Annotated in this window: 21 protein-coding genes; 6 read left to right on the top strand and 15 right to left on the bottom strand. The window is 67.3% G+C overall.

Annotated features, from left to right (window positions below; translation table 11 throughout):
- Nucleotides 1-36: 36 nt before the first annotated feature.
- Complete coding sequence (locus VIK36_RS02565; RefSeq protein WP_224024622.1) at nt 37-810, bottom strand: IclR family transcriptional regulator; 774 nt, start codon at nt 808-810, stop codon at nt 37-39.
- Nucleotides 811-1,041: 231 nt separating this feature from the next.
- On the opposite strand from VIK36_RS02565, the gene VIK36_RS02560 reads away from it, so the two are divergent.
- The 3 genes from VIK36_RS02560 to VIK36_RS02550 all read left to right on the top strand — a co-directional run bounded on the left by VIK36_RS02560 (nt 1,042) and on the right by VIK36_RS02550 (nt 3,886).
- Nucleotides 1,042-1,881, top strand: coding sequence for an ABC transporter ATP-binding protein (locus tag VIK36_RS02560; protein WP_255174247.1), 840 nt, complete (start codon nt 1,042-1,044; stop codon nt 1,879-1,881).
- Nucleotides 1,878-2,744 carry an ABC transporter permease gene (locus VIK36_RS02555; RefSeq protein ID WP_255174246.1) on the top strand — a complete coding sequence of 289 codons (867 nt, stop codon included), beginning with the start codon at nt 1,878-1,880 and terminating at the stop codon, nt 2,742-2,744. The genes VIK36_RS02560 and VIK36_RS02555 overlap by 4 nt, the downstream gene beginning before the upstream one ends.
- A 65-nt stretch (nt 2,745-2,809) precedes the next feature.
- Nucleotides 2,810-3,886 (top strand): ABC transporter substrate-binding protein, encoded by a 1,077-nt coding sequence (locus VIK36_RS02550; RefSeq protein WP_255174245.1) that lies wholly within the window; start codon nt 2,810-2,812, stop codon nt 3,884-3,886.
- A 120-nt stretch (nt 3,887-4,006) separates the two neighbouring features.
- Here VIK36_RS02550 and VIK36_RS02545 read toward each other — a convergent pair whose 3' ends face one another.
- Nucleotides 4,007-4,870 (bottom strand): SDR family oxidoreductase, encoded by an 864-nt coding sequence (locus VIK36_RS02545; RefSeq protein WP_324643964.1) that lies wholly within the window; start codon nt 4,868-4,870, stop codon nt 4,007-4,009.
- Between the two features lie 121 nt (nt 4,871-4,991).
- Between VIK36_RS02545 and VIK36_RS02540 the strand changes: the two genes are divergently transcribed.
- Nucleotides 4,992-5,366, top strand: coding sequence for a helix-turn-helix domain-containing protein (locus tag VIK36_RS02540; protein WP_324643963.1), 375 nt, complete (start codon nt 4,992-4,994; stop codon nt 5,364-5,366).
- Between the two features lie 167 nt (nt 5,367-5,533).
- Nucleotides 5,534-5,797, top strand: coding sequence for a hypothetical protein (locus VIK36_RS02535; RefSeq protein WP_324643962.1), 264 nt, complete (start codon nt 5,534-5,536; stop codon nt 5,795-5,797).
- Nucleotides 5,798-5,801: 4 nt separating this feature from the next.
- Here VIK36_RS02535 and VIK36_RS02530 read toward each other — a convergent pair whose 3' ends face one another.
- Together VIK36_RS02530 and VIK36_RS02525 are read right to left on the bottom strand one after the other, a co-directional pair.
- Nucleotides 5,802-6,551, bottom strand: coding sequence for a 3-hydroxybutyrate dehydrogenase (locus VIK36_RS02530; protein WP_324643961.1), 750 nt, complete (start codon nt 6,549-6,551; stop codon nt 5,802-5,804).
- An 80-nt stretch (nt 6,552-6,631) separates the two neighbouring features.
- Nucleotides 6,632-8,011, bottom strand: a complete 1,380-nt coding sequence (locus VIK36_RS02525; protein ID WP_324643960.1) for an MFS transporter — start codon at nt 8,009-8,011, stop codon at nt 6,632-6,634.
- A gap of 127 nt (nt 8,012-8,138) precedes the next feature.
- Here VIK36_RS02525 and VIK36_RS02520 point away from each other — a divergent pair, with 127 nt between their 5' ends.
- Nucleotides 8,139-9,035 carry a LysR family transcriptional regulator gene (locus VIK36_RS02520; protein WP_324643959.1) on the top strand — a complete coding sequence of 299 codons (897 nt, stop codon included), beginning with the start codon at nt 8,139-8,141 and terminating at the stop codon, nt 9,033-9,035.
- A gap of 47 nt (nt 9,036-9,082) precedes the next feature.
- Here the strand turns inward: VIK36_RS02520 and VIK36_RS02515 are convergent, their stop codons facing one another.
- The 11 genes from VIK36_RS02515 to VIK36_RS02465 form a co-directional block, all read right to left on the bottom strand.
- A complete protein-coding gene (locus VIK36_RS02515; protein ID WP_324643958.1) occupies nt 9,083-9,985 on the bottom strand; it encodes a fused MFS/spermidine synthase in 903 nt (300 codons plus the stop codon).
- 74 nt (nt 9,986-10,059) lie between these two features.
- On the bottom strand, nt 10,060-11,595 hold the full coding sequence (gene rfaE2 / locus VIK36_RS02510) for a D-glycero-beta-D-manno-heptose 1-phosphate adenylyltransferase (protein ID WP_324643957.1): 1,536 nt from the start codon (nt 11,593-11,595) through the stop codon (nt 10,060-10,062).
- Entirely contained in the window at nt 11,592-13,043 is a 1,452-nt protein-coding gene (locus VIK36_RS02505; RefSeq protein ID WP_324643956.1) for an aldehyde dehydrogenase family protein, read from the bottom strand. Before VIK36_RS02505 ends, rfaE2 begins: the two co-directional genes overlap by 4 nt.
- A 98-nt stretch (nt 13,044-13,141) precedes the next feature.
- Entirely contained in the window at nt 13,142-13,858 is a 717-nt protein-coding gene (locus VIK36_RS02500) for an SDR family oxidoreductase (protein ID WP_324643955.1), read from the bottom strand.
- Nucleotides 13,859-13,901: 43 nt separating this feature from the next.
- Complete coding sequence (locus VIK36_RS02495) at nt 13,902-15,296, bottom strand: PfkB family carbohydrate kinase (RefSeq protein ID WP_324643954.1); 1,395 nt, start codon at nt 15,294-15,296, stop codon at nt 13,902-13,904.
- Nucleotides 15,293-15,943 (bottom strand): D-sedoheptulose-7-phosphate isomerase, encoded by a 651-nt coding sequence (locus VIK36_RS02490; RefSeq protein ID WP_420716264.1) that lies wholly within the window; start codon nt 15,941-15,943, stop codon nt 15,293-15,295. The genes VIK36_RS02495 and VIK36_RS02490 overlap by 4 nt, the downstream gene beginning before the upstream one ends.
- Before the next feature lie 86 nt (nt 15,944-16,029).
- Nucleotides 16,030-17,295 carry a glycosyltransferase gene (locus VIK36_RS02485; RefSeq protein ID WP_324643953.1) on the bottom strand — a complete coding sequence of 422 codons (1,266 nt, stop codon included), beginning with the start codon at nt 17,293-17,295 and terminating at the stop codon, nt 16,030-16,032.
- Nucleotides 17,292-18,326, bottom strand: a complete 1,035-nt coding sequence (locus VIK36_RS02480) for a glycosyltransferase (RefSeq protein ID WP_324643952.1) — start codon at nt 18,324-18,326, stop codon at nt 17,292-17,294. Before VIK36_RS02480 ends, VIK36_RS02485 begins: the two co-directional genes overlap by 4 nt.
- Nucleotides 18,323-19,411, bottom strand: coding sequence for a glycosyltransferase family 9 protein (locus tag VIK36_RS02475; protein ID WP_324643951.1), 1,089 nt, complete (start codon nt 19,409-19,411; stop codon nt 18,323-18,325). Before VIK36_RS02475 ends, VIK36_RS02480 begins: the two co-directional genes overlap by 4 nt.
- Nucleotides 19,411-19,947 (bottom strand): HAD family hydrolase, encoded by a 537-nt coding sequence (locus VIK36_RS02470; RefSeq protein ID WP_324643950.1) that lies wholly within the window; start codon nt 19,945-19,947, stop codon nt 19,411-19,413. The genes VIK36_RS02475 and VIK36_RS02470 overlap by 1 nt, the downstream gene beginning before the upstream one ends.
- Before the next feature lie 128 nt (nt 19,948-20,075).
- Nucleotides 20,076-21,035, bottom strand: a complete 960-nt coding sequence (locus VIK36_RS02465) for a sigma-70 family RNA polymerase sigma factor (RefSeq protein WP_324643949.1) — start codon at nt 21,033-21,035, stop codon at nt 20,076-20,078.
- Nucleotides 21,036-21,145 lie beyond the last annotated feature (110 nt).

Raw genomic sequence — 21,145 nt, 5'->3', positions numbered from 1 at the left:
ATTCACAATGTGGATAGAGGGATCCGAGAACCGGTTCTACTGGGGGATGGTGCCGCCGATCATCCGGGTGCCCTCCTCGGCGGCCGCCAGCACCTGTTCCACCCAGGAGGCACAGACATCGAAGGGCATCCTCAGCGCAGGACCCATCACCGTCAGGGCCCCGAAGAGTTCACCCTGCGGCCCGAAAATCGGAGCTGAGATTCCGCTGGCGCCGGACACGCGCTCACCGGTAGTGATGGCGAAACCATCTGCCCGGACTTTCGCAACGGATTCCTCCAGGCTCGCGGCATCGGTAATGGTCTGGTCGGTCAGGGACGCCAGGCCCGACCGGTACACCTCATCCGCAACTTCCGGGTTCCAGGCCAGCAGGACCCGGCCCGCCGCACCCACGTGCAGCGGCATGATTTCACCCACGCTCACCGCCCGCCGGAGCATGCGGCGGGTCTCGGCCAAGGCAATGCAGACGCGCTTTCCCTGGGATTCGCGGAAGATGCAGGCCGTCTCACCCAGTTCGTCACGAAGCCTCCGCAGCACGGGGGTCAGCAGTTCCAGGAAATCCAGGCCCTGGGTTGCCGGCGCCGCCCAGTGGGCCATCCGCACCCCCACCCGGTAACGGTCCCCGTGCCGGTCCAGGATCCCTTCCTGCACCATGTTCGCCACCAGGCGCTGCACCGTGGAGTGCGGCACCCCCGTGCTGGAACGGATCTCAGCCAGCGACAACTCGGGCCGGACGAGGGAAAAGGCATCGAGGATGGCAGTGATCTTTCGCAGGACCAACAGGGGCGTGGCCGACGTTTCGCTGGAGCTCATGGGGAAAGTGTATGAGCCGTGGGGGCGTTGAGTGTGACCGAAGTAACTGTTAGCATCAGGTCCACATCATGATGGAGAACCCACGATGTGGCAGGCCAGTTCTGCTGATGAGTAGTACAAACGGAGTCCGTACACGGGACTCCGGACGCGGACCGATGCACCATCATCGTTCCGAGAGCGTGAACCAGCAGGGGGAAACAAGCGGCCGGAGTTGGCCGGGAAGAGGCAAAGATGCCAGCTGCACAGCCAGCCACGTCCGGATATGCCGTGGAGCTCACCGGGTGCACCAAACAATTTCCAACCTCCGGAGGCGAGACCTACTTCGCAGTCCGCGACATCGACCTAAAGGTTGAACCCGGCCGCTTCGTCTCGATCGTTGGCCCGACCGGATCAGGAAAGTCCACCATCCTGAACATGGCTGCAGGCCTTCTGACACCCAGCTTCGGCGAGGTCAAGAGCTTCGGCGAACCGGTGTCGGGAGTGAACCGCCGGGCGTCCTACATGTTCCAGCAGGACGCCCTGCTGCCGTGGAAAACCGTCATCGACAACGTCAGCCTGGGCCTGACCATGGCCGGCGTCTCCAAGGCCGAGGCCCACTCGGAATCCCGGCGCTGGCTCGAAAAGGTGGGCCTCAAGAACTTTGCGGACCGCTATCCGCACCAGCTCAGCGGCGGGATGCGCAAGCGCACCGCCATCGCCCAGGCCTGGATCGTAAACCCGGACATCCTCCTCATGGACGAGCCGTTTTCTGCCCTCGACGTCCAGACCCGCCAAATCATGGAAAACGAACTCCTGCAGCTTTGGCAGGAATCCGGCAAGGCGGTGGTCTTCATTACCCACGACCTCGACGAAGCGATTGCCTTGTCCGACGAAGTGCTCATCCTGGGCGCAGGCCCCGGGAGCACCGTGGTGGGAAGCTACCAGATCGACATTCCCCGCCCCCGCGACCTGCTGGACATCCGAGATGACCCGCGCTTCGTTGCCCTCCACCGGGAGATCTGGGGCCGCCTGAAAATCGAAGTCTCAAAGACCTACGAAAGCGCCATGGCGGAGGAAGGTGAGGCAGCATGACCATCCTCGGTTCACGGAGGCCGGGTTCCCGCGGGAACGGCTCACCCGGCAGCACCCATGACCGCAGCCCGGTCAGCCGCCCCGCCCGCCGGGGCGAAATGTCGCCCCTGGCCATGCGGAGCATCCAACTCCTCCTCACGGTTCTCGTCCTGGGAGCGTGGGAGGTCCTGGGCCGGGCCGGGGTGATTGACGAATTCTTCTTCCCCCTTCCCTCGGACATCTTCCAGACCGTGTGGCTCTGGGTCTCCTCAGGGTTCGTGTTCCCCCATCTCTGGGTGACCATGCAGGAAGCCATCCTCGCCTTCCTGGTCGGGGCCGCCGTCGGACTCCTCCTGGGCTTCATCCTCGCCCGCGTCCGCTTCCTTGAACGGTTGCTGGACCCCTTCCTCCAGATGTTCAACGCGCTCCCCCGCGTGGTCCTGGCTCCGATCTTCCTGCTGTGGTTCGGCCTTGGCATCTGGTCCAAGGTCGCATTCGGCTTCACCCTGGTGTTTTTCATCGTCTTCTTCAACACCCTGGAAGGCGTCAAGAGCGTGGACCGGGTCCTGGTGGACAACGCCAGGATGCTGGGGGCCAGCGAAAAGCAGCTCCTGCGCCACGTCTTCATTCCGAGTGCACTGACCTGGATCTTCTCCAGCCTGCATATCAGCGTCGGCTTCGCCATTACCGGCGCAGTGGTGGGTGAGTACCTGGGCGCTTCGGGCGGTGTGGGATACGCCATCGCACAGGCGCAGGGCGTATTCGATACCAGGGGCGTGTTCGCGGGGATGTTCATCCTCATGATCGTCGTGCTGATCATCGACCTCCTCGTCAACCGCCTGGAACGGCACCTGCTCAGGTGGCGCCCGGTCCGGTCTTCCTGACCCCGACCGGACAACAGCTGCTTTACCGGCGCAGAAACTCAACAACCCGCCTGAAAGGGACACTCATGACACAGAAAGCAACCCGGCGCCGTGGCCGGGTCCTCCTCCGGCCACTGGCCCTGATTGCGTCGGTTGCCCTGGCGCTCTCCGCCTGTGGCGCCCCCGCGGCCGCCCCTCCCGGACAAAGCGGATCCGCCGCTGCCGGCGGCGGGGGCGGCAAGGTGGTCATCGGCGTCGGCGGACAGACCCTCCTGACCTACCTGCCGACCACCCTGGCCCAGCAACTTGGGTACTACAAGGATGAGGGCGTGGACGTTGAGCTTCAGGACCTCCAAGGCGGCTCCAAGGCCCTGACCGCCATGATTGGCGGCAGCACCAACGTAACCAGCGGGTATTACGAGCACACCATCCAGATGCAGGCCAAGAACCAGCAGATCAAGGCGTTCGTGGACATGGGCCAGTCCTCGGGCCTTGCGCTGCTGGTGGCCCCGAAGAATGAAGGCCAGATCAAATCCATTGCCGACCTAAAGGGCAAAAACGTCGGCGTCACGGCTCCGGGCTCCTCCACGGACATGTTCGTGAAGTTCCTGCTGGCGAAGAACAACATGCAACAGACTGATGCAGCCGTGTCCGCCATCGGCGCCGGGTCTTCCGCCGTCGCCGCTGTCGAGCAGGGCCAGGTGGATGCAGCCGTGATGCTCGAACCGGACGTGTCAGTACTCACCAAGCGCATCGGCCACAATCCCGTAGTGCTGGAGGACGTCCGCACGTCGGAGGGCCTGAAGGAAGTATTCGCCACCGATTCCTGGCCTTCCGCCTGCCTTTACGCCAAGACCGAGTGGCTGAACCAGAACAAGGACACCGCCGCCAAGCTGGCCAAGGCCATCAAGCGGACCCTGGAGTACATCAACGGGCATTCGGGCGCCGAAATCGCGGCCAAGATGCCGGAAAGCTTCGCCGGCGGAGACAAGGACCTCTATGCCAAGGTGATCGAGGACCTCAAGAAGACCCTGAGCAAGGACGGCACATTCACCGACGACGGCGTCCAGGCAGTCCTGAAGACCCAGCAGGTAGCCAACCCGGACGTCGGAAACAAGGAGATCAAGCTGGCCGATACGTACACCAACGACCTCGTGAAGTGATGCCACGCTATGTCCTGACCGCGGGCGGCGCCTAACCAGCGAATAACGCCGCGCCCCGGCAAGCACAACAAAAAAGGTGCCCGGCCCAATGGGGCCGGGCACCTTTGTCCTTCCGCCGTCCTAAGCGGCAGCAGCGGCGGCCCGTACCGCCTGGCCGAGGGACGTCGTCGGGCGCCCGATCAGCCGGCGGAGGTCGCCGGTGCTGACCAGGAGATCGCCGCGCGCAATGCCAAGGTCGGAGTCCGCAAGGATTTCAGCGAAAGCCTCCGGTACGCCCACGGACGCGAGCAGGCCTGCGTACTCCCCCGCGGGCAGGTCGTTGTAGCTGATGGACTTTCCGGTGGCAGCGCTGATCTCCGATGCGAGGTCGGCCATGCTGAACGCGTCGTCGCCGCCCAGTTCGTAGACTTTGCCGGCCTGGTCGTTGGCCTCCAGGACAGCGGCAGCTGCATGGGCATAGTCGGCCCGTGAGGCGCCACTGACCTTACCGTCACCGGCGCTTCCTGCGACGGCGCCCTGCGCGAGGGTTCCGGGAAGCTGATCCGTGTAGTTTTCGAGGTACCAGCCGTTGCGCAGCAGGACGAAGGGAACACCCGATTCACGCAGCAGCGCCTCGGTGGCCTTGTGCTCGTTGGCCAGCTTCATGCCGGTGGTGTCAGCGTTGGCGATGCTGGTGTAGGCAAGCAGCTCTACGCCCTCGGCCTTGGCGGCTTCGATGACCGTGCGGTGCTGGTCCACCCGCTGTCCCACTTCGCTGCCGGAGATCAGCAGCACGCGCTTGGCACCCGCAAGGGCGGCCTGGACTGAAGCGGCGTCGGCGTAATCCATCGCCTTCACCTGAACCCCGCGTGCAGCGAAGTCAGCGAGCTTTTCAACGGACCGGCCTGCTGCGACGATTTCTTCGGCCGGCACGCCGCGTTCCAGGAGGGCTTCAAGAACGTGGCGGCCAAGCTGGCCGGTGGCGCCTGTAACAACGATGCTCACAATGATTCCTTTCGGGAACTTTTACTCTGTCAGTGGGCACAACCGACCCGGCGGCAGATAACTTCCCGAAAGAGAGTACGCACTTTGAAGTAAGGTACTGACCTCCAGGTAAGCTGGGGCCATGAAAGCATCTCCCCTGCCTCCCGCATTTGCCGACGGCGTGTTCGCGGCCGGCTGCCCCAGCCGGACCGTGCTGGACCATGTCACCAGCAAATGGGGCGTCCTGATCCTGGTGGCACTGTCCGAGGGTGAGCAGCGGTGGAGTGACTTACGACGGCGGGCCGAGGGCATCAGCGAGAAAATGCTGGCACAGACGCTGAAGACGCTGGAACGCGACGGTTTGGTCAGCAGGAACGCACAGCCGGTCATCCCTCCACGGGTGGACTACAGCCTTACCGAGCGGGGCTACGAGTTGAGCGCGCTGCTGGTGCCGCTGGTGGCGTGGGCGTTCGACAACGCCGACGAGATCATCAACGGGACCGGAAAGGCCAAGTAGTACCGGCACCGAAACTCGAGTACCTGTTACTGGTGTGGCTGGTGTGAATAGCGCATAGCGTGGGCGTACGGTGGCGGCCGGAATGGGAGGACCATCCTCTGCTGGGAGCGTTCCGCCAACCAGCACCGTTAGCAGGCGGCGGGCTGCCGCCCGGAGGAGTTGGTCGCATGGCCAAGGACTACGTACAGGATCTTGCCGGCATGGGCCGGCCCGTCAGTCTCGGGGCTGCCCTTTCAGGGGCGTGGGGCCGGACCCTGACTGTCTTCAGCCCCCGCTGCCCCTATCGGGTGGGGGACACCGTGATAGGCGACGACCCCTTCAGCGGCAGGCGCGAAGGGGTCGTCGTGTGGCAGGACCGCCGGTCAGTGGGAGTGAAGACCCCGTACGGCGTCTTCTTTTTCGACCACCGGCTGGTCAGACCCCTGGACTGATGTCCTAGCGGGCGGACCAGCCGCCGTCCATGGTGTAGCTGGCACCGGTGACCATGCCGGCGTCCGGGGAGGCCAGCCAGGCCACCAGGGAGGCTACCTCGTCCGGTTCCACCAGGCGCTTGATGGCGGCTTCGGTGAGCATCACCTTGGCCAGAACCTCGGACTCCGGGATTCCGTGCATCTTGGCCTGGTCCGCGAGCTGCTTCTCCACCAGGGGCGTGCGCACGTATCCCGGGTTGACGCAGTTCGACGTGACACCGTGCGGACCCCCTTCGAGTGCGGTCACCTTGCTGAGTCCTTCGAGACCGTGCTTGGCGGAGACATACGCGCTTTTGAAGGGAGATGCGCGGAGGCCGTGCACGGAGGACAGGTTGATGATGCGGCCGAACTTGTTGGCGTACATGTGCGGCAGGGCGGCCCGGATCAGCAGGAACGGCGCCTCCAGCATCAGGCTGATGAGCCGGCGGAAGTCCGCAGGATCGAACTCCTCGATGGGGCTGATGCGCTGGATTCCTGCATTGTTCACCAGGATGTCGCAGTCCAGGCTCAGCCCGGCCAGGGCGTCGACATCCAGCAGGTCCACGGCCCAGGCCGTGCCGCCCACCTCTGCGGCAAGGCTCTCCGCGGCGGAGGAATCGACGTCGGCCACCACCACTTTCGCACCCCGTGCGGCAAGTGCCCGTACGGTCGCGGCGCCGATTCCGCTCGCGCCGCCGGTGACCAGCGCCTTGCGTCCGTTCAACGTGTTATCCATTGCAGTTCTCCTTTTGTGCAGCCAAACGCTCTTGTGCGGCCAAACGGTCCAGTGGCTCCATCAGTCCAGTGGCAGCCAGCTCAACGCCGTCCAGCGGTCAGCAGGCCTTCGCGGGCTGCGTCTTCCTTGTCCACATCCTCCAGGGCGACGCCCTTGGTTTCCTTCAGGCTTAGCACGGCCACGGTGGTGATGGCACAGGCCACTACCAGGTAAATGGCGGTGGGCACCCACGAACCGGTGTCCTTCAGCCACTGGGTGGCCAGCAACGGAGCCAGGGACCCGGCGAAGATGGACGTGACCTGCGAGCCGAGGGATGCGCCCGAGTACCGCATGCGGGTGGGGAACATCTCGGCCATGATGGCCGGCTGTCCCGCGTACATCAGGCCGTGCAGGCACAGGCCGATGGTCACTGCCAGGACGATGACCACTGCGTTCCGGGTATCGAACATCGGGAAGGCGAAGAACGGCCAGGTGGCACCGAGGATGGCGCCCGCGAGGTAGACGGGCTTGCGGCCGATCCGGTCCGCCAGGCGGCCGTACTGCGGAATGATGGCGAAGTGGATCACGTGGGCGATCAGCAGCGCCAGCAGGAGCGATGAAGTGTCGTACTTGTGCACGCTCTTGAGGTACACAATCGCGAAGCTGACCACCAGGTAGTACATGATGTTTTCCGCGAACCGCAGGCCCATGGCCTGGAAGATGCCTTTGGGGTACTTGCGCAGGACCTCGAAGACGCCGTAGCTGACGGCCTGTTCCTTCTCCACCAGTTCCTTGGCTTCGAGGAAGATGGGCGACTCGCTGACGTTGGTGCGGATGTAGTAGCCCACGAAGACGATTACGGCGGAGAGCCAGAACGCCACCCGCCAGCCCCAGCCGAGGAACGCCTCGCTGCTGAGGGTGGTGGACATGATGTACAGCACCAGGGTGGCCAGGAGGTTGCCCACCGGGACGGCGGCCTGGGGCCAGCTGGACCAGAAGGCGCGGGTCTTGTTGGGGCTGTGTTCGGCCACGAGGAGCACGGCGCCGCCCCATTCGCCGCCGAGCGCGAAGCCCTGGATGAAGCGCAGGGCCACCAGCAGCGCGGGGGCCAGGTATCCGATGTCGGCGAAGCCGGGCAGGCAGCCCATCAGGAACGTGGAGATGCCGATGATCACGATGGTGAGCTGCAGGGTGGGCTTGCGGCCCAGTTTGTCACCGATCTGGCCGAACACGATGCCGCCCAGGGGACGGGCGATGAAGCCCACGGCGTAGGTGAGGAAGGCCTGGATGATTCCGTCCAGGTCATTGCCCGTTGACGGAAAGAAGTACTTGCCGAAGACCAGGGTGGCAGCGGTGGCGTAGAGGAAGAACTCGTACCATTCCACAACAGTGCCCACCATGGAGGCGGCAACAATCCTCTTCAGTCCTGATCCTTCGGGTGCATGCCCGGCGTTGTTGGCCGGGCGCTGCTCTACGCTCATTGTTTCTCCTAGTGTCCACATTGACACGCGCCGTGATCTCCAGCACAAGTGACTCAGATGAGTATTGCTGCACAAAGGATGCACTTCAATGGCCAAAGAGGCAGTCAACGTGTGCACAATTGCAGATATGAATGCGAATCCTGATGACCTGCTGGTCCTTCTGGCAGTGTCCCGCTCTGCCAGATTCACGACGGCGGCCCAGGCCCTGGGCTTGAACCACACCACGGTCTCACGCAGGATCGCCGCGCTTGAGAAGTCGCTGGGCGGCCGGGTGCTGTCCCGCGCCGCGGGTGGCTGGGAGCTGACGGAGCTGGGCGATCGGGCCGTGCGGGCTGCGGAACAGGTGGAGGCGGTGCTGGGCACGCTGGGACCGGCCGGCCAGGCACCCGACCCGGTTGCCGGCGTCGTGCGCATGACCGCAACGGATGGCTTCAGCGCCTACATTGCCGCTCCGGCGGTGGCGCGGCTGCGCCGGAACCACCCCGGCCTGAGCGTGGAGGTAGTCACCATGACCCGCCGGGCGCTGCAGCAGCGGTCCGGGTTGGACATCGAGGTGGTGGTGGGCGAGCCGCAGGTGCACCGCGCGGAGGCCATCCGGCTCGGCGAATACCGCCTGGGCATGTACGCCTCCCGCGCCTACCTTGCGGAGCACGGGACGCCGGCCTCCGTGGCAGAACTGAATGGGCACCCGCTGGTCTACTTCGTGGACTCGATGCTCCAGGTGGACGACCTGGACGCGCCGCGGCGGCTGGTTCCCGCCATGAAGGACGGGCTGACCTCCACCAACGTGTTCGTCCATGTGGAGGCCACCCGGGCCGGCGCGGGCGTCGGGTTCCTGCCGTGCTTCATGGCCGACCTCCACGATGACCTGGTCCGCCTGCTGCCTGACAAGATCGGCGAACTGCTCCCCTACTGGATGGTCCTGCGCCCCGACTCACTGCGCCGTCCCGCGGTGGCCGCCGTCGTGCAGGCACTCCGGGAACGGATGGCCGAGCACCGCGGCGCGCTTTTGGGCAAGGGTTAGCCCGTCGATTGCTGAGTAAATGCCGTTTTGACCGCTGAAAACGACGATTACTCAGCAATCGATGGGGGTGAATCGTGGCGGACCGGCGCTCCGGCCGCGAATGCCCGCACCTGCGCGTCATCCCACAGGTGTGCCGGGACGGCCCCGCCGAGGAGCCGGCGCCGGAGCTGCGGATCATCGCCGAAGGGCACGTCACTTCCGGCCATCACCATGTTTCCGTACCGCCGGCCCTTCAGCATGGCGGGATCGGCAATGATCACGGTGTGTTTGAAGGCCGCCGCGATGGTGGCGGCGTCCTCCCGGGCGTTTTTCAGGTCCGGTGCGTCCCCGGAATTGGCGACATAAAGCCCGCCGGGGGCCAGGACCCGCTTGGCATGCGCGGTGAATTCGGCGGTGGTCAGCGGGCGGGGGGTCAATGCGCCGGCAAAGACGTCGCGGATGATGAAGTCCCGGGTCTGGGCGGTGAGGGTTTCCGTGACGGCCCGGGCCTCCCCCACACGGATCCGCAGCAGGGGTGCCTTGGGAAGGTCGAACCAGCCGCGCACGTACTCGGCGAGCTTCCCGTCCAGCTCCACCACCACCTGGCGTGCGTCCGGGTAGGCGGCGGAGAAGTAGCGGGCCATGGAGCAGGCGCCGCCGCCCAGGTGCAGCCCGCGCAGTTTATGCGCGGCCGACGGCGGCCAGCGGGACTCGATGAGCGCCGCCATCCACCGCATGTACTCGAAGTCCAGGAACAGGGGGTCCGCGAGGTCGATGTGCGAGCTCATGACGCCGTTGATCTTCAGGAGCCAGCCGGTGGAGTTGTCCTGGTCGGCAATCAGCTCGCAGTCGCCGGTATCGATGTAGTAGACGCCCTCCACCGGTCCGTTCACCACGGATCCCCTGGGCACCTCGACCACACCGGCTGCCGGGCGGCCGGCCCTGCCTCCTGACTTTCCGCGTTTGCCCATTACCCGTGCTCCGCTTCAGTCATGCTTCAACCCTATGTGACAGGCCCTGGTTGACGGGCCCTGGTTGGCGGGCCCTATGTGGCAGGGCTGGCTGCCCCTTGGCCGTCCCGGATCCGGTTCACCACGGCGGTGGTGGACCGTTCCGCCACGTAGTCCAGGATGGCCACGCGGCCGCCGTACTCCTCCACCGCGGGGGTTTCCGCCAGCATTTCGGGGGTGTAGTCCCCGCCCTTGGCGTACACCTCGGGCCGGAGCCTGCGGATCAACGGCGCCGCCGTGGGGGTATCGAACACCGTGACGTAGTCCACGCAGCTCAACGCCGCCACCACCGCTGCCCGGTCTGCCATGTTGTTGATGGGCCGGCCGTCCCCCTTGAGCCGGCGAACGGAATCGTCGCTGTTCAGCGCCACCACCAGGATGTCGCCCAGCTGCTTGGCCTGGTTGAGGTACCGGGTATGGCCGCTGTGCAGGACGTCGAAGCACCCGTTGGTCAGCACGATCCGCTGGCCCTGGGCGCGGTGCAGTTCCATCTGCCGCTCCAGTTCGTCCGCACTCAGGGCAGTATCGGCGAAGGCTTCCAGGTACCGGCTGAGCTGGGCGGTGCTGCACACTGATGTGCCGGGCTGGTGGACCACCACGTCGGCAGCCGACTGGGCCAGGTCCAGGCTGGCGGTCAGCGGCAGGCCGGCCGCGCGGGCCAGCGTCAGGGCAGCGACAAACGTATCGCCCGCCCCGGATGCCTGTTTCTCCGCAGCCGGCCGCGCCCACGTCCGGTGCCGGACGCCGTCGGGAGTCAGCAGGACGGTTCCGTCCCGGTCCAAAGTGACCACTACGGCGCGTGAGCCGGTGCCCTGGAGCAGCGCCTCCGCCTCGGCGGCCACGGCTTCCACCCGCGCCTGTCCCTCCGGGAGCTTCCGGTCCAGCAGCCGCGCCGTTTCCTGCGCGTTCGGAGTCACCAGGTCAGGCTGCAGCCCAGCCCATGCCCGGGGGTCGTGGGCATCGACCACCACCAGCGGCCGGTCCTTTCCAGCAGCGCCGCTCCCCAGGACATCGGCCATGGCCGTGCGGACGGGGTCCGCCACCACCCCGGTCCCGTAGTCGCACACCAGGACAGCGTCCCGGTGTTCGACGGCGGCACGCACCGAGGCGGCGAGCGCGTCCAGGGCGTCGGCCGGGACAGCCTTGGCCGAGTCGTCGAGGCGCAGCATCACCTGGCCACCGCTGCTGATGCGGATCTTGGTGGTGGTAACCATGTCCGGATGGGACTGCAGGTGCTGGACATCGATGCCCGCCGCGGCAAGCTGCCCGCGCAGGTCCTCACCGGCGTCGTCCGTACCGATAATGCCGGCCACCGCCACCTTCGCCCCCAGGGCCGCCAGGTTCATGGCGGTGTTGGCCGCCCCGCCGGGAACCGATTCCCGGGTTTGGATGTCCACCACGGGTGCGGGGGCTTCGCGGCACAGCCGTTCGATGCTGCCGCTCCACCAGCCATCGAGCATGACGTCGCCGATCACCAGGATCGACGGCTGTTCCACTGCCAGCCTGCCCGGCAGCCAGTCGGACAATGCCCGCTGGGTGGAGAGGTCAATGGAGTCCGGGGACGTGCTCATGGCAGGTCCTGTTCATCGATGACGGATCCCGTGCCGGGGTCCGCCGGCGCCGGTGGCGCGGCGATGTGGACCACCTTGACCTGGGTGAATTCGTCCAGCAGCTCGGGCCCGTAGCCGAACCCGGCGCCGCTCTCCCCGCGGGGCTGGGCTGCCCCGCCTGGAGCACCGCCAAAGACCGCGTTGACCTTGACCGTTCCCACCGGCAGCGCGGCCACCGCCTGCTGGATGTGCGCAATGTTGCTGCTCAGGACGGTGGCTGCCAGGCCATACTTGCCGCTGCACGCCAGGCGCAGGCCGTCGTCGAACGTGTCCACCACCTGGACCGGAGCCACCGGTCCGAAGGTTTCCTCTGTCATGATCTGCATCCCTTCGGTGCAGCCAAGGAGCACGGTGGCCGGGTAGAACGAGCCGGGCCCGTCCGGCAGGGCCCCGCCCTCAACGGCGCGGGCCCCCTGGCCCAGGGCCTCGGCGACGTGCCCGTGGACAGCGTCCCGCATCCGGAGGTCCACCAGCGGCGCCACGGATCCGTTGCTGTTCCGGAATGCGGCCTCGGCCTCCAGCGCGCTGCAGAACGCGGCAGCGATGTCTTTATGGACGTAGATGCGTTCCACGGCGGTGCAGATCTGCCCGCTGTTGCTGAAGGCGCCGATCGCTGCCTGCTCCGCAGCCCACGCCGGGTCCACGTCGCGGTCCACCAGCAGGGGATCATTGCCGCCGTTTTCCCGTATGACATGTGCGCCGGTACGGGCCCCCGCCTCCGCGATCCGGGCACCGGAGGCGCTGGAACCCACGTGGGCGATCACGTCCACCTCCGCCTGTGACAGGGCTGCCCCCACGTCCGCGCCGCCGGAGAGGGTCAGGAAGACGCCGGCAGGGAAGGCCGGCGCCAGGACTTCGCCCAGCGCCTCGCCCAGCCGGGGGCAGCGCTCGCTGGGCTTGTGGATGACCGCGTTGCCCGTCACCAACGCGGCCCCGATCAAGCCGCAGGCTACTGCCACCGGATCATTCCACGGGGTCAGCAGGACGGCCACGCCGCGCGGCTCGGCCACCGTGTAGTCGGAGGCGAGCCTGCTGCCGCGGAGGCTGTGGCCGCGGTGCACCGGGCCCAGTTCGGCATATTGTTCCAGGGTGGACACGGCGGCGGCGATGCCCGCGAGCGCCTCCGCCTCCGGGCGCCCGGTTTCGCTGGCATTCAGCCCCGCGAGCTCCTGGGCGGCAGCGTCCAGCGCCTTGGCGGCGGCGCGCAGTGCGGCACCGCGCTCGGCCGGAGCTGTCGCAGCCCAGCCGGGCGCAGCCCTGCGGGCCACGTCCACGGCATCATTCACTGCGTCCGGGCCCGCTTGGGGCACCGTCCAGAGCACTTCACCGGTCCGCGGGTCCTGGATGGTGATGCCGGCGCCCTCGACTGTTTCGTTGCCTGCGGTTGTTTCAGTGGCCGTGGTGGGCATGGTGTTCCTCCCGCCTTTCAGTGCTGGTATGTCGGTGCTGGTATGTCGGTGCTGGTGGTCCTGCTGTGCCGCCAGGGTGTGGCGGCCGGGTATCCGGCTTAGGGCCAGGAGCCCTCTTCCTCATGGCAGATCAGCATTTCCCTGACCTCGCAGCCGGTGGGCTGGTTCAAGGCGAACAGGATGGCCTGCGCCGTATTGGCGGGGTCGTTGAGCCGGGAATCGTCCTGCGGCTTGTACTGTTCGGTCCGGTCATCGAAGAACCGGGTCTTCATGCCGCCCGGAATCATGGTGGTCACGCCAATTTCGCCGCCGGTTTCCGCGGCCAGTGCGTGGCTGAACCCCACCACGCCGAACTTGGAGGCGCAGTACGCGGTCGCATCGGCCACGGCACGCTTGCCCAGGGTGGACGCCACGGTGACCACGCGGCCGTGGGTTTCCTTGAGGTAGGGCAGGGCCGCGCGCACCACCGAAACGGTGCCCATCAGGTTGACCCCGATGACCTTTTCCCACTCGGTGGCTTCCACGTCGGCAAGCTTGCCGCAGCGGTCAATCCCGGCAGCAGTGACCACCGCGTCCAGGCCGCCCAGGGTTTCGGCGGCTTCCCGGACGGCGTGCTCCACGGCCGCGCGGTCCGCGACGTCCACTTCGAACGCCTTCACCCCCGAGACGGTGCTGATGTCGCGGTCCAGGACCACCGGCGTCCCGCCGGAGCGAAGGACGGCGTCGACGACGGCGGCCCCCAGTCCGGAGGCACCTCCGGTGACAAGGACGCGTCCGGGCGTGGTGGCGGCAGTTGCGGTTGATTCTGCGGTCATGGTGTTCCTTTCAATGGGGAAAACAAGACAAGTGGGAAGAAGTTCAACTCACCTTGGCGAGCGCGTCCGCCAGGCCTGTGGTGGAGCGGGCCGGGTGGAAGGGAACGGTAAGGCAGCGGCCGCCCCACCTTTCCACCAGGTCAGCCTCGGGAAGGCGGGCTCCCTTGTAATCGCCGCCCTTGACCCAGATATCGGGGCGGAGCCGGTCCAGGGCGGCCTCGGGGGTGTCCTCGTCGAAGACCATCACCGCGTCCACGCATTCCATCGCGAGGAGCAGTTCGGCCCTGTCGTGCTGGCCGATGATGGGCCGCTGCGGGCCCTTGAGCCGCCGCACCGAATCATCCGAGTTCAGGCACACGATGAGGCAGTCCCCCAGTTCCCTGGCGGCGGCGAGGGACCTGATGTGGCCGGCATGGATCAGGTCGAAGCAGCCGCCGGTGGCCACTACCTTCCCGCCGCTTTCGCGTACGGAACGGGCCAGCAGCAGCGGTTCGGTGGTGCGCCGGCCCCGGGCCGGTGCACCCCCGTGGTTGTCCGGGGCCGCATCCTGCCCCTGGGTATCCGGCAGCGCCGACACACCTCCGGCCGCCAGGAAATCGGCGGCGTCGTGGACGGCGAGGGCCGCAGCTTCGGGAAGCCCGCGGCCGGCCAGGAGGTGCACTCCCAGGCCGGCCGCCAGGCGGTCGCCGGCTCCGCAGGGGTCCCCGGCTTCCACCCTTGGGGCGGGAACGGCGTGGGAAGAAGCATCCCCCTGCTGCAGCAGGACCGCCCCTTCCTCGCCTTTGGTCACCAGGACGGCCTGGCTGCGCCAACGCTCCAGCAGGACCTGCGCGACACCGTCCACAGAGGTGGGGACGTTCCCGGCGGCCTGGACCGCCTTGGTCGCTTCGGAAATGTTCGGTGTCACCACGGCAACCCCCGGCACCGGCTCCGGGCCTGAGGGGTGCGGGTCCCACACGATGGGCACCGAACCGGCCAGGCGGCCCAGCAGCCCGCGCAGCTGCGGGTTGGCTGCCAGTCCCCGGCCATAGTCGGCCACAATGACCACACCGGCTTTTTCCACTGCGCGCAGCATGGCCGGGGTGACGTCCGGGATTGGAGTGCGTTCGCAGCCCTGGTCAAAGCGGACCACCGGATGGGAGCCTGCCCGCACGCGGGTCTTGACCGGCGACGGGTAGCCGCTGGTCCCCGCCACGAGCTGCACTCCGGCGAGGTGCGTACGCAACTGGCTGCCGGCGTCGTCATCCCCCAGCACTGTCACCAGGGTGACGGGCCAGCCGTCCTGGGCCAGCATGCGCGCCACCAGGCCTGCGCCGCCGGCACGGCGGCGGACGCCGGAAATGTCCACGACGGGGACGGGGGCGTCCGGGCTGAGCCTGGTGGCTTCACCGGAGAGGTCGACGTCGAGCATGACGTCACCCACGACGACGATCCTCATGGCCGGCCCCCGTTCGCCATCCCGGGGAAGGGGGGCGGCGTGTGCCGGGCAACCTCGAGGTCGAAGGCGCGGCAGATGGCATGCAGGGCGATCAGGTGCCCTTCCTGGGCATTGGCGTTCAGGGCGTCAATCATGACTGCCTCATCGCAGGCATCCGCCAACGGGTTGGGACCGGCGCCGGTCAGCGCCCAGGTGGTCATATTGAGCCGGGCGGCAACGTCCGCGGCCCGCAGCAGGTTGGGGCTCTTCCCACTGGTGGACAGCAGTATCAGCACGTCGCCGGAGCGGCCGTGCGCACGCACCTGCCGGGCAAAGACGTCGTCGTAGCCGTAGTCATTGGCGATGGCCGTCACGGCTGACGACTCGGCGTGCAGGGAGATGGCGGAGAAGGGGACGCGTTCGCTGTCGAACCGGCCCACCAGTTCCGCGGTCAGGTGCTGCGCCTCGGCGGCAGATCCGCCGTTGCCGGCAGCCAGGAGCCGCTGGCCCCGCAGCAGCCGCTGTGCCAGCTCCACGCCCCAGGCGGCGAGCCGGCCGGACTGGCTGCGCAGCGAGTCCAGGGCCGGAAGCACGTTGTCCAGGTGCAGGCGGACCGCGTCGGCACTGGCGGGATCAACGAACGTGGCGCCGGGGAGCACCGCCGGCAGTGCCGGGGCTGCGGTCAGGGTGCGCAAGTCTGCTTCACGCAGGTTTGGTTCGCGCAGGGTTGATTCACGCAGGGACGATTCGGCGGTCACAGTGCGGCTCCTTCCATCGGTACGATTCCGGCTGAAGCGCTGGCCGGCGCCCCGGCCACGGCAAGCTGGTAGGCCTTTTCCGTTTCCGCGGCCACCCGGTCCCAGGAGTAACGGGTGCGGGCACGCCGCTCTCCGGCCTGGCCGAGCTTTGCCCTGAGGGCGGGGTTTTCCAGGAGCAGCGACAGGGCCGATGCAATGGCTTCGGGATCCCGGGGTGGCACGTGCAGGCCGGTGGCGTGGTCCACCACGGTGTCCCGCAGGCCGCCCACTGCCGCAGCCACCACCGGAACGCCGCACGCCATGGCCTCCAGCGGCACGATGCCGAAGGGCTCGTACCAGGGCGCACAGACCACGGCGTCGGCGCTGCGGAAGATGCCCGGCATTTCAGCCCGCGACACCTGTCCCTGCAGCGTCACGTGTCCGGACACACCAAGCTCGGCGGCAAGGTCAAGCAGGCGGCGGATTTCCGGGTCTTTGTGCATGACGTTCGAGTCACCGCCACCGCCCACGATCAGGAGTTCGACGTCCTCGAATCCCGCCGCTTTGAGGTACGGGAGCGAGCGGATCACCAGGTCGACGCCCTTGCGCGGCACCAGCCGCCCTACCGACAGGATGCGGTAGCGGCGCTTCCTTGCGGCCACCGGCCCCTCCGGCGAAAAGAAGTTCAGGTCCACGCCGCAGGGCGCGATCGAGATCTTTCCGGTGGCGATGCCCATGGCCTTGAGCTCGAAGACTTCGTCGGAACAGGTGGCGATGATCCGGTCCGCAGAACGTCCCACGCCCGGTTCCAGCCAGCGGCGTTCCTCCGGGCTGGTGTCCTCGGCGCCCTGGTGCCTCCGTTTGACGGTACCCAAGGCGTGGAAGGTCTGGAGCATGGGGACGCGGTACCCGGTTTCGGGCCGCCTCGCAGCGTCCAGTGCCGCCAGGCCGGACATCCAGAAGTGGCCGTGAACCACGTCCGGCGGCCGCTGCCCCCAGTCCCTGGCCACCCCGTCCGCGAGTTCCCCCATGTAGGGCAGCAAGTCGTCCTTGGGCACTTGGCGGGCGGGCCCGGCGTCCACGTGGACCACCTCGAGGCCGCGCCCCACCTGGACGCGTTCGGGGAGCTCCGTTGCGTCCCTGCGGGTATAGACGGTGACGTGGTGGCCCCGCTTGGCAAGGGCCTCGGACAGCGCGGCAACGTGAACGTTCTGGCCGCCGGCGTCCACCCCGCCAAGTGCCGCCAAGGGACTGGCGTGTTCGGAGATCATCGCGATTTTCATGGGGTCTTCCTCTCCCGCGCCGGAACAAGGATCCGCTCGTCCGGCCGCTCCTTGACGGAGTGCCGGGGCCGGCTGCGCAGGTCCGCCAGGAGCTCATCCCAGCGGTCCTGGAACTTGCCCAGGCCATAACGCTCCAGCGCCGCCTCCCGGGCGGCGAGTCCCCGCCGTCGGGCTTCCTCCGGATTGGCAACCAGGCGCTCCGCGCAACGGAGCAGCTCATCCATATCTGCCGAGACCACGCCGGCTTCCTGCGGCACGGCCCTGGGGGCTTCGGTGGCGGCAAGCACCACCACGGGCATTCCCAGGTGCATGGCTTCCAGCAGGGACAGCCCCAGCGAGGTCCAGCGCATCGGGTGGACGTAGACCCGGCAGCGCGCAAGCTCGCGGTGCAGGTCCCGCGTTTTGAGGTCGCCGCGGGACGTCAGCCGCGCCTCCCCGATTCCGGTGGCTGCCGCGAGCCCGTCGGTCTTCATGCCGAACACCTGCAGGGGCGCCACGGAGGCGAAGGCGGGCAGGAGGTCCGTCCCTGTGACCCGGCCACGCCGCACGGGCTCATTGACCACGACGCCCAGTTCGGGAAGCTCGCCCGTGTACAGCTGTCCCGGGTCCGGGATTCCGTGCTCGATGACCGTGGTGGGGGCAGAACCGTTGTCCCAGGCCAGCCGGTTGAAATGGGTCACGTGGACAACCGGGATCACGGTCTGGTCCGCGAGCGGATGGCTGATGTTCGGGAAGTTGCCTTTGGGCGTGTTGTGTTCCACGAACACGGCCGGCAGGTCGACGCCGGGGATCCGGCCCAGGGACCGCGCCACTTCGTCGATTTCTTCGGGCCGTTGGAGGACGACGGCGTCCACGTCGTCGCCGTCGAGGGCCGCCAGGTCCACCTCCCGCACTGATTCCGGCCAGTCCCTGCCGGCGCGGCCCAGTCCCCAGGCCCCGCCTTCGGGCAGGACGGGAAGCAGGTATTCGTGACGGCCGCGGACAAAAGCGTCCGTCCAGGAACCGTGGACATGCCAGAGCAGGATTCTCATCTGTTGCGGGCCTTTCTACGGGTGCTGACGTGGGTGCTGAAGGAGCTCACTCCGCTGATCAGGCGTTCCACGGCCGCCACGACTTCCTCGGGTGAGACCGAGTCGAGGCACGGATGGCCGGGAACCGGGCATACCCGGGCGCGGGACATGCGGCAGGGTGCGTTCTGGTCCCCGAGGAGTTCCAGGGGCACGCCGTAGGGCGCCCAGCGGATGGCCGGGACCACGGGTGAAAACAGGCACGCCACGGGTGTTCCCACCGCGGCTGCCAGGTGGGCCGGGCCGGTGTTGCCACTGATGACGGCATCGGCGCCGGCCATGACGCCTGCCATGGTGGCAAGGTCGGTTCGTCCGCCGAGGTCCAGGGCGGAGGGGCCCGCCACCGTGGCCGTCAGCGACGTCTCGCCGGGACCGCCGGTCACCACCACCCGGTACCCTGCACCCTGGAGGAGTTCGACGGCGGCCGCATGGTGCAGAGGAGGCCACGCCCTCGCGGGAACTGCTGCTCCGGGGTGGACCACGACGTAGGGCTCGGTCCCCACAAGGGCTGCCACTTCGGCCACGGAGTTGACGCGCAGCTTTCCGTCATCGCCCGGAGGGAGCCGGAAGCCTGCGGCCTCGGCGATCCCCAGCGCCCGTTCCGCTTCGGGCTGGTCTTCGGGAAAGTCCTCCCCCGGTTTCAGGCGCACGTCAAGCAGCGAGCCAGCGTAATCGGTGGAGGCACCCGTGATGCGCTCCACGCCGGCCAGGCGCAGCAACAGTGCCAGCGGCAGGGGGGATTGGTGGAAGGAGGTGAGCATAACGGCTTCGGTGATGCGGGAATTGCGGACGTATTCGATCAGCCGGTCCGCGTGCGGGCCGGTCATCCGGGGTGCCGGATTCATGATCCAGGGGCTGTCCCAGCTGTAGACCTCGGCGACGCCGGGAAGCATGGCAGCGGCCGCTTCACCCTGCCGGCCGCACAGCATCACCACATGGTTGGTACTGCCGCCGCGCTGGGCGCGGCCGTTGGCCACCGCGCGGACCGCGGGGCCGGCCAGAAGGACATCGCCCATGCTGTCCAGCCGGGCCACCAGGACGCGCCCCATCAGGGTGTCTCCTGCAGCAGGCTTACGGCGGACGCCAAATCGGAGGCGACCAGCCGCGCCGCGGCCACCTCCTCGGCACGGGTCACGGGCGTGGGGACCAGGACCCCGGTGGCGCCGGCAGCCTCTGCGGCGCCGACGTCGGCGCCGATGTCCCCGATGAGGGCGGCCTCCGATTCGTGGATTCCCAGCTTGCGGCAGGCGCTGTGGACCATGCCGGGAGCGGGCTTGCGGCAGGAGCAACCGTCCTGCTCCGCGTGGGGGCAGACCTCCCACACATCAAACGGGCCCAGGAGTTCTTCCACCCGGGCATTGACCTTTTCCACGTCGTCGGCCGTAATCAAGCCGCGGGCAATACCCGATTGATTGCTGATCACGCCGGTGGCAATTCCATGCGCCCGCAGGCCGTCAAGCACTGCTTTGGCGCCTGCCACGGGCCTTACCTTGCCGGGGTCCCCGTTGTAGGGCACATCGATCACCAGGGTCCCGTCCCGGTCGAACAGGACAGCCCGGAGCTTGGACATTTCAGAGCTTCCCATAACCAACCTGTTCCCTCCTGCTGTTGCTCCTAAACAAGGCCGCGGGCTTTCCGTTTGCGGCAGCGGCGCACAAAGACCCGGTTGAACAGGCAAGATATGGGTCGATGCGGTGCCGGGCAGCAGGACTGCTACCTGGTCCCGGTACCGCCGTGGCGCCGGTCCATCCGAGCGCCGGCAGTGCCGGGATGCCCAGCCCTAACGGTCCGGTGGAACGGTGCGACGGGGCCGGCCGCGCGGCCTGGCCGCACAGCGCGTCCTGGCGTTCCGTTGCCGGCTTCTCCATCCGGGCTCCCGAACTGCGCGCTTTCCTCCAGCCTGCGCTGCAGCTCCACCAGCACTTTGGCCAGGCGGCGGGAGACCTGCATCTGGGACATTCCCAACCGCTTTCCCAACTGCACCTGGGTTTCCTCGCAGAAGTAGCGCCGGTACAGAAGCTCGCGGTCGGAATCATCCAGGTCCTGCATTGCCTCCCGGAGGCAGGCAAGTTCTTCAAGCCGTTCCAGCGGAGTGTCCGGGCACGCCAGCACCTCGCCAATGGAAGGTGCATCCGAGTTTGGGTTCACGGCGTCGAGGGAATCCGGGTGCATGCTGCTGGACGCCGAGATGGCTTCCTGAACCTCTGCCGGGTCACTGCCGAGCTCGCCGGCCAGTTCCTCAACGCTGGGGTTGCGGCCCAGCGATTGGGTCAACTCCGGTTCCGCCCGGAACAGGCGGGTCCTCAGGTCCTGGATATGGCGCGGCGGACGGACAACCCACGTCCGGTCCCGAAGGTACCTCTTGAGTTCGCCGGTGATGGTGGGCGCGGCGTAGGCGGGGAAACTCTCCCCTTTGGCCTGGTCGAAACCACGCGCCGCCTTCACAAGCCCCAAATAGGCCACCTGGTTCAGGTCAGCCCTCTCCCTGCCACGGGCTTCAAAGCGCGCAGCGAGAGCTTCTGCGAGGTCCAGGTACCTTAGGACCAGGTCGTTTTCGAACGTCTCCCGAAGCCGCCCTGAGGCGGCGGGAGGGGTTTGCGTTGATACGGATACCGGCTGTGGATGGTGGACGGGCGCAGCGTCCACGGCTAGTGCGGCAAAGGATTCGGGCATGAGTGTGGTTTCCCTCGGTCTGGTTCCGAAAGCCTGCGGCAAGACTTAGAAGTAGGAAATCATAAGCTTGCTTATAAAACAATCCTTCTCCGCTATAAGCTCGGAATGTA

The sequence above is a fragment of the Pseudarthrobacter sp. LT1 genome (assembly GCF_035621795.1).
Classification (GTDB): domain Bacteria; phylum Actinomycetota; class Actinomycetes; order Actinomycetales; family Micrococcaceae; genus Arthrobacter.
This window is presented reverse-complemented; position numbering and strand designations above follow the sequence as displayed.

What these genes read in the sequence shown, in the direction of transcription:
- VIK36_RS02520 (WP_324643959.1), top strand. Translation starts at nt 8,139, where the DNA reads ATGAATGCGAATCCTGATGACCTGCTGGTCCTTCTGGCAGTGTCCCGC.
- VIK36_RS02525 (WP_324643960.1), bottom strand. Translation starts at nt 8,011, where the DNA reads ATGAGCGTAGAGCAGCGCCCGGCCAACAACGCCGGGCATGCACCCGAA.
- VIK36_RS02550 (WP_255174245.1), top strand. Translation starts at nt 2,810, where the DNA reads ATGACACAGAAAGCAACCCGGCGCCGTGGCCGGGTCCTCCTCCGGCCA.
- VIK36_RS02515 (WP_324643958.1), bottom strand. Translation starts at nt 9,985, where the DNA reads ATGGGCAAACGCGGAAAGTCAGGAGGCAGGGCCGGCCGCCCGGCAGCC.
- VIK36_RS02470 (WP_324643950.1), bottom strand. Translation starts at nt 19,947, where the DNA reads ATGGGAAGCTCTGAAATGTCCAAGCTCCGGGCTGTCCTGTTCGACCGG.
- VIK36_RS02555 (WP_255174246.1), top strand. Translation starts at nt 1,878, where the DNA reads ATGACCATCCTCGGTTCACGGAGGCCGGGTTCCCGCGGGAACGGCTCA.
- VIK36_RS02475 (WP_324643951.1), bottom strand. Translation starts at nt 19,411, where the DNA reads ATGGGGCGCGTCCTGGTGGCCCGGCTGGACAGCATGGGCGATGTCCTT.
- VIK36_RS02560 (WP_255174247.1), top strand. Translation starts at nt 1,042, where the DNA reads ATGCCAGCTGCACAGCCAGCCACGTCCGGATATGCCGTGGAGCTCACC.
- VIK36_RS02465 (WP_324643949.1), bottom strand. Translation starts at nt 21,035, where the DNA reads ATGCCCGAATCCTTTGCCGCACTAGCCGTGGACGCTGCGCCCGTCCAC.
- VIK36_RS02540 (WP_324643963.1), top strand. Translation starts at nt 4,992, where the DNA reads ATGAAAGCATCTCCCCTGCCTCCCGCATTTGCCGACGGCGTGTTCGCG.
- VIK36_RS02495 (WP_324643954.1), bottom strand. Translation starts at nt 15,296, where the DNA reads ATGAGGATCGTCGTCGTGGGTGACGTCATGCTCGACGTCGACCTCTCC.
- VIK36_RS02485 (WP_324643953.1), bottom strand. Translation starts at nt 17,295, where the DNA reads ATGAAAATCGCGATGATCTCCGAACACGCCAGTCCCTTGGCGGCACTT.
- rfaE2 (WP_324643957.1), bottom strand. Translation starts at nt 11,595, where the DNA reads ATGAGCACGTCCCCGGACTCCATTGACCTCTCCACCCAGCGGGCATTG.
- VIK36_RS02565 (WP_224024622.1), bottom strand. Translation starts at nt 810, where the DNA reads ATGAGCTCCAGCGAAACGTCGGCCACGCCCCTGTTGGTCCTGCGAAAG.
- VIK36_RS02535 (WP_324643962.1), top strand. Translation starts at nt 5,534, where the DNA reads ATGGCCAAGGACTACGTACAGGATCTTGCCGGCATGGGCCGGCCCGTC.
- VIK36_RS02505 (WP_324643956.1), bottom strand. Translation starts at nt 13,043, where the DNA reads ATGCCCACCACGGCCACTGAAACAACCGCAGGCAACGAAACAGTCGAG.
- VIK36_RS02500 (WP_324643955.1), bottom strand. Translation starts at nt 13,858, where the DNA reads ATGACCGCAGAATCAACCGCAACTGCCGCCACCACGCCCGGACGCGTC.
- VIK36_RS02480 (WP_324643952.1), bottom strand. Translation starts at nt 18,326, where the DNA reads ATGAGAATCCTGCTCTGGCATGTCCACGGTTCCTGGACGGACGCTTTT.
- VIK36_RS02530 (WP_324643961.1), bottom strand. Translation starts at nt 6,551, where the DNA reads ATGGATAACACGTTGAACGGACGCAAGGCGCTGGTCACCGGCGGCGCG.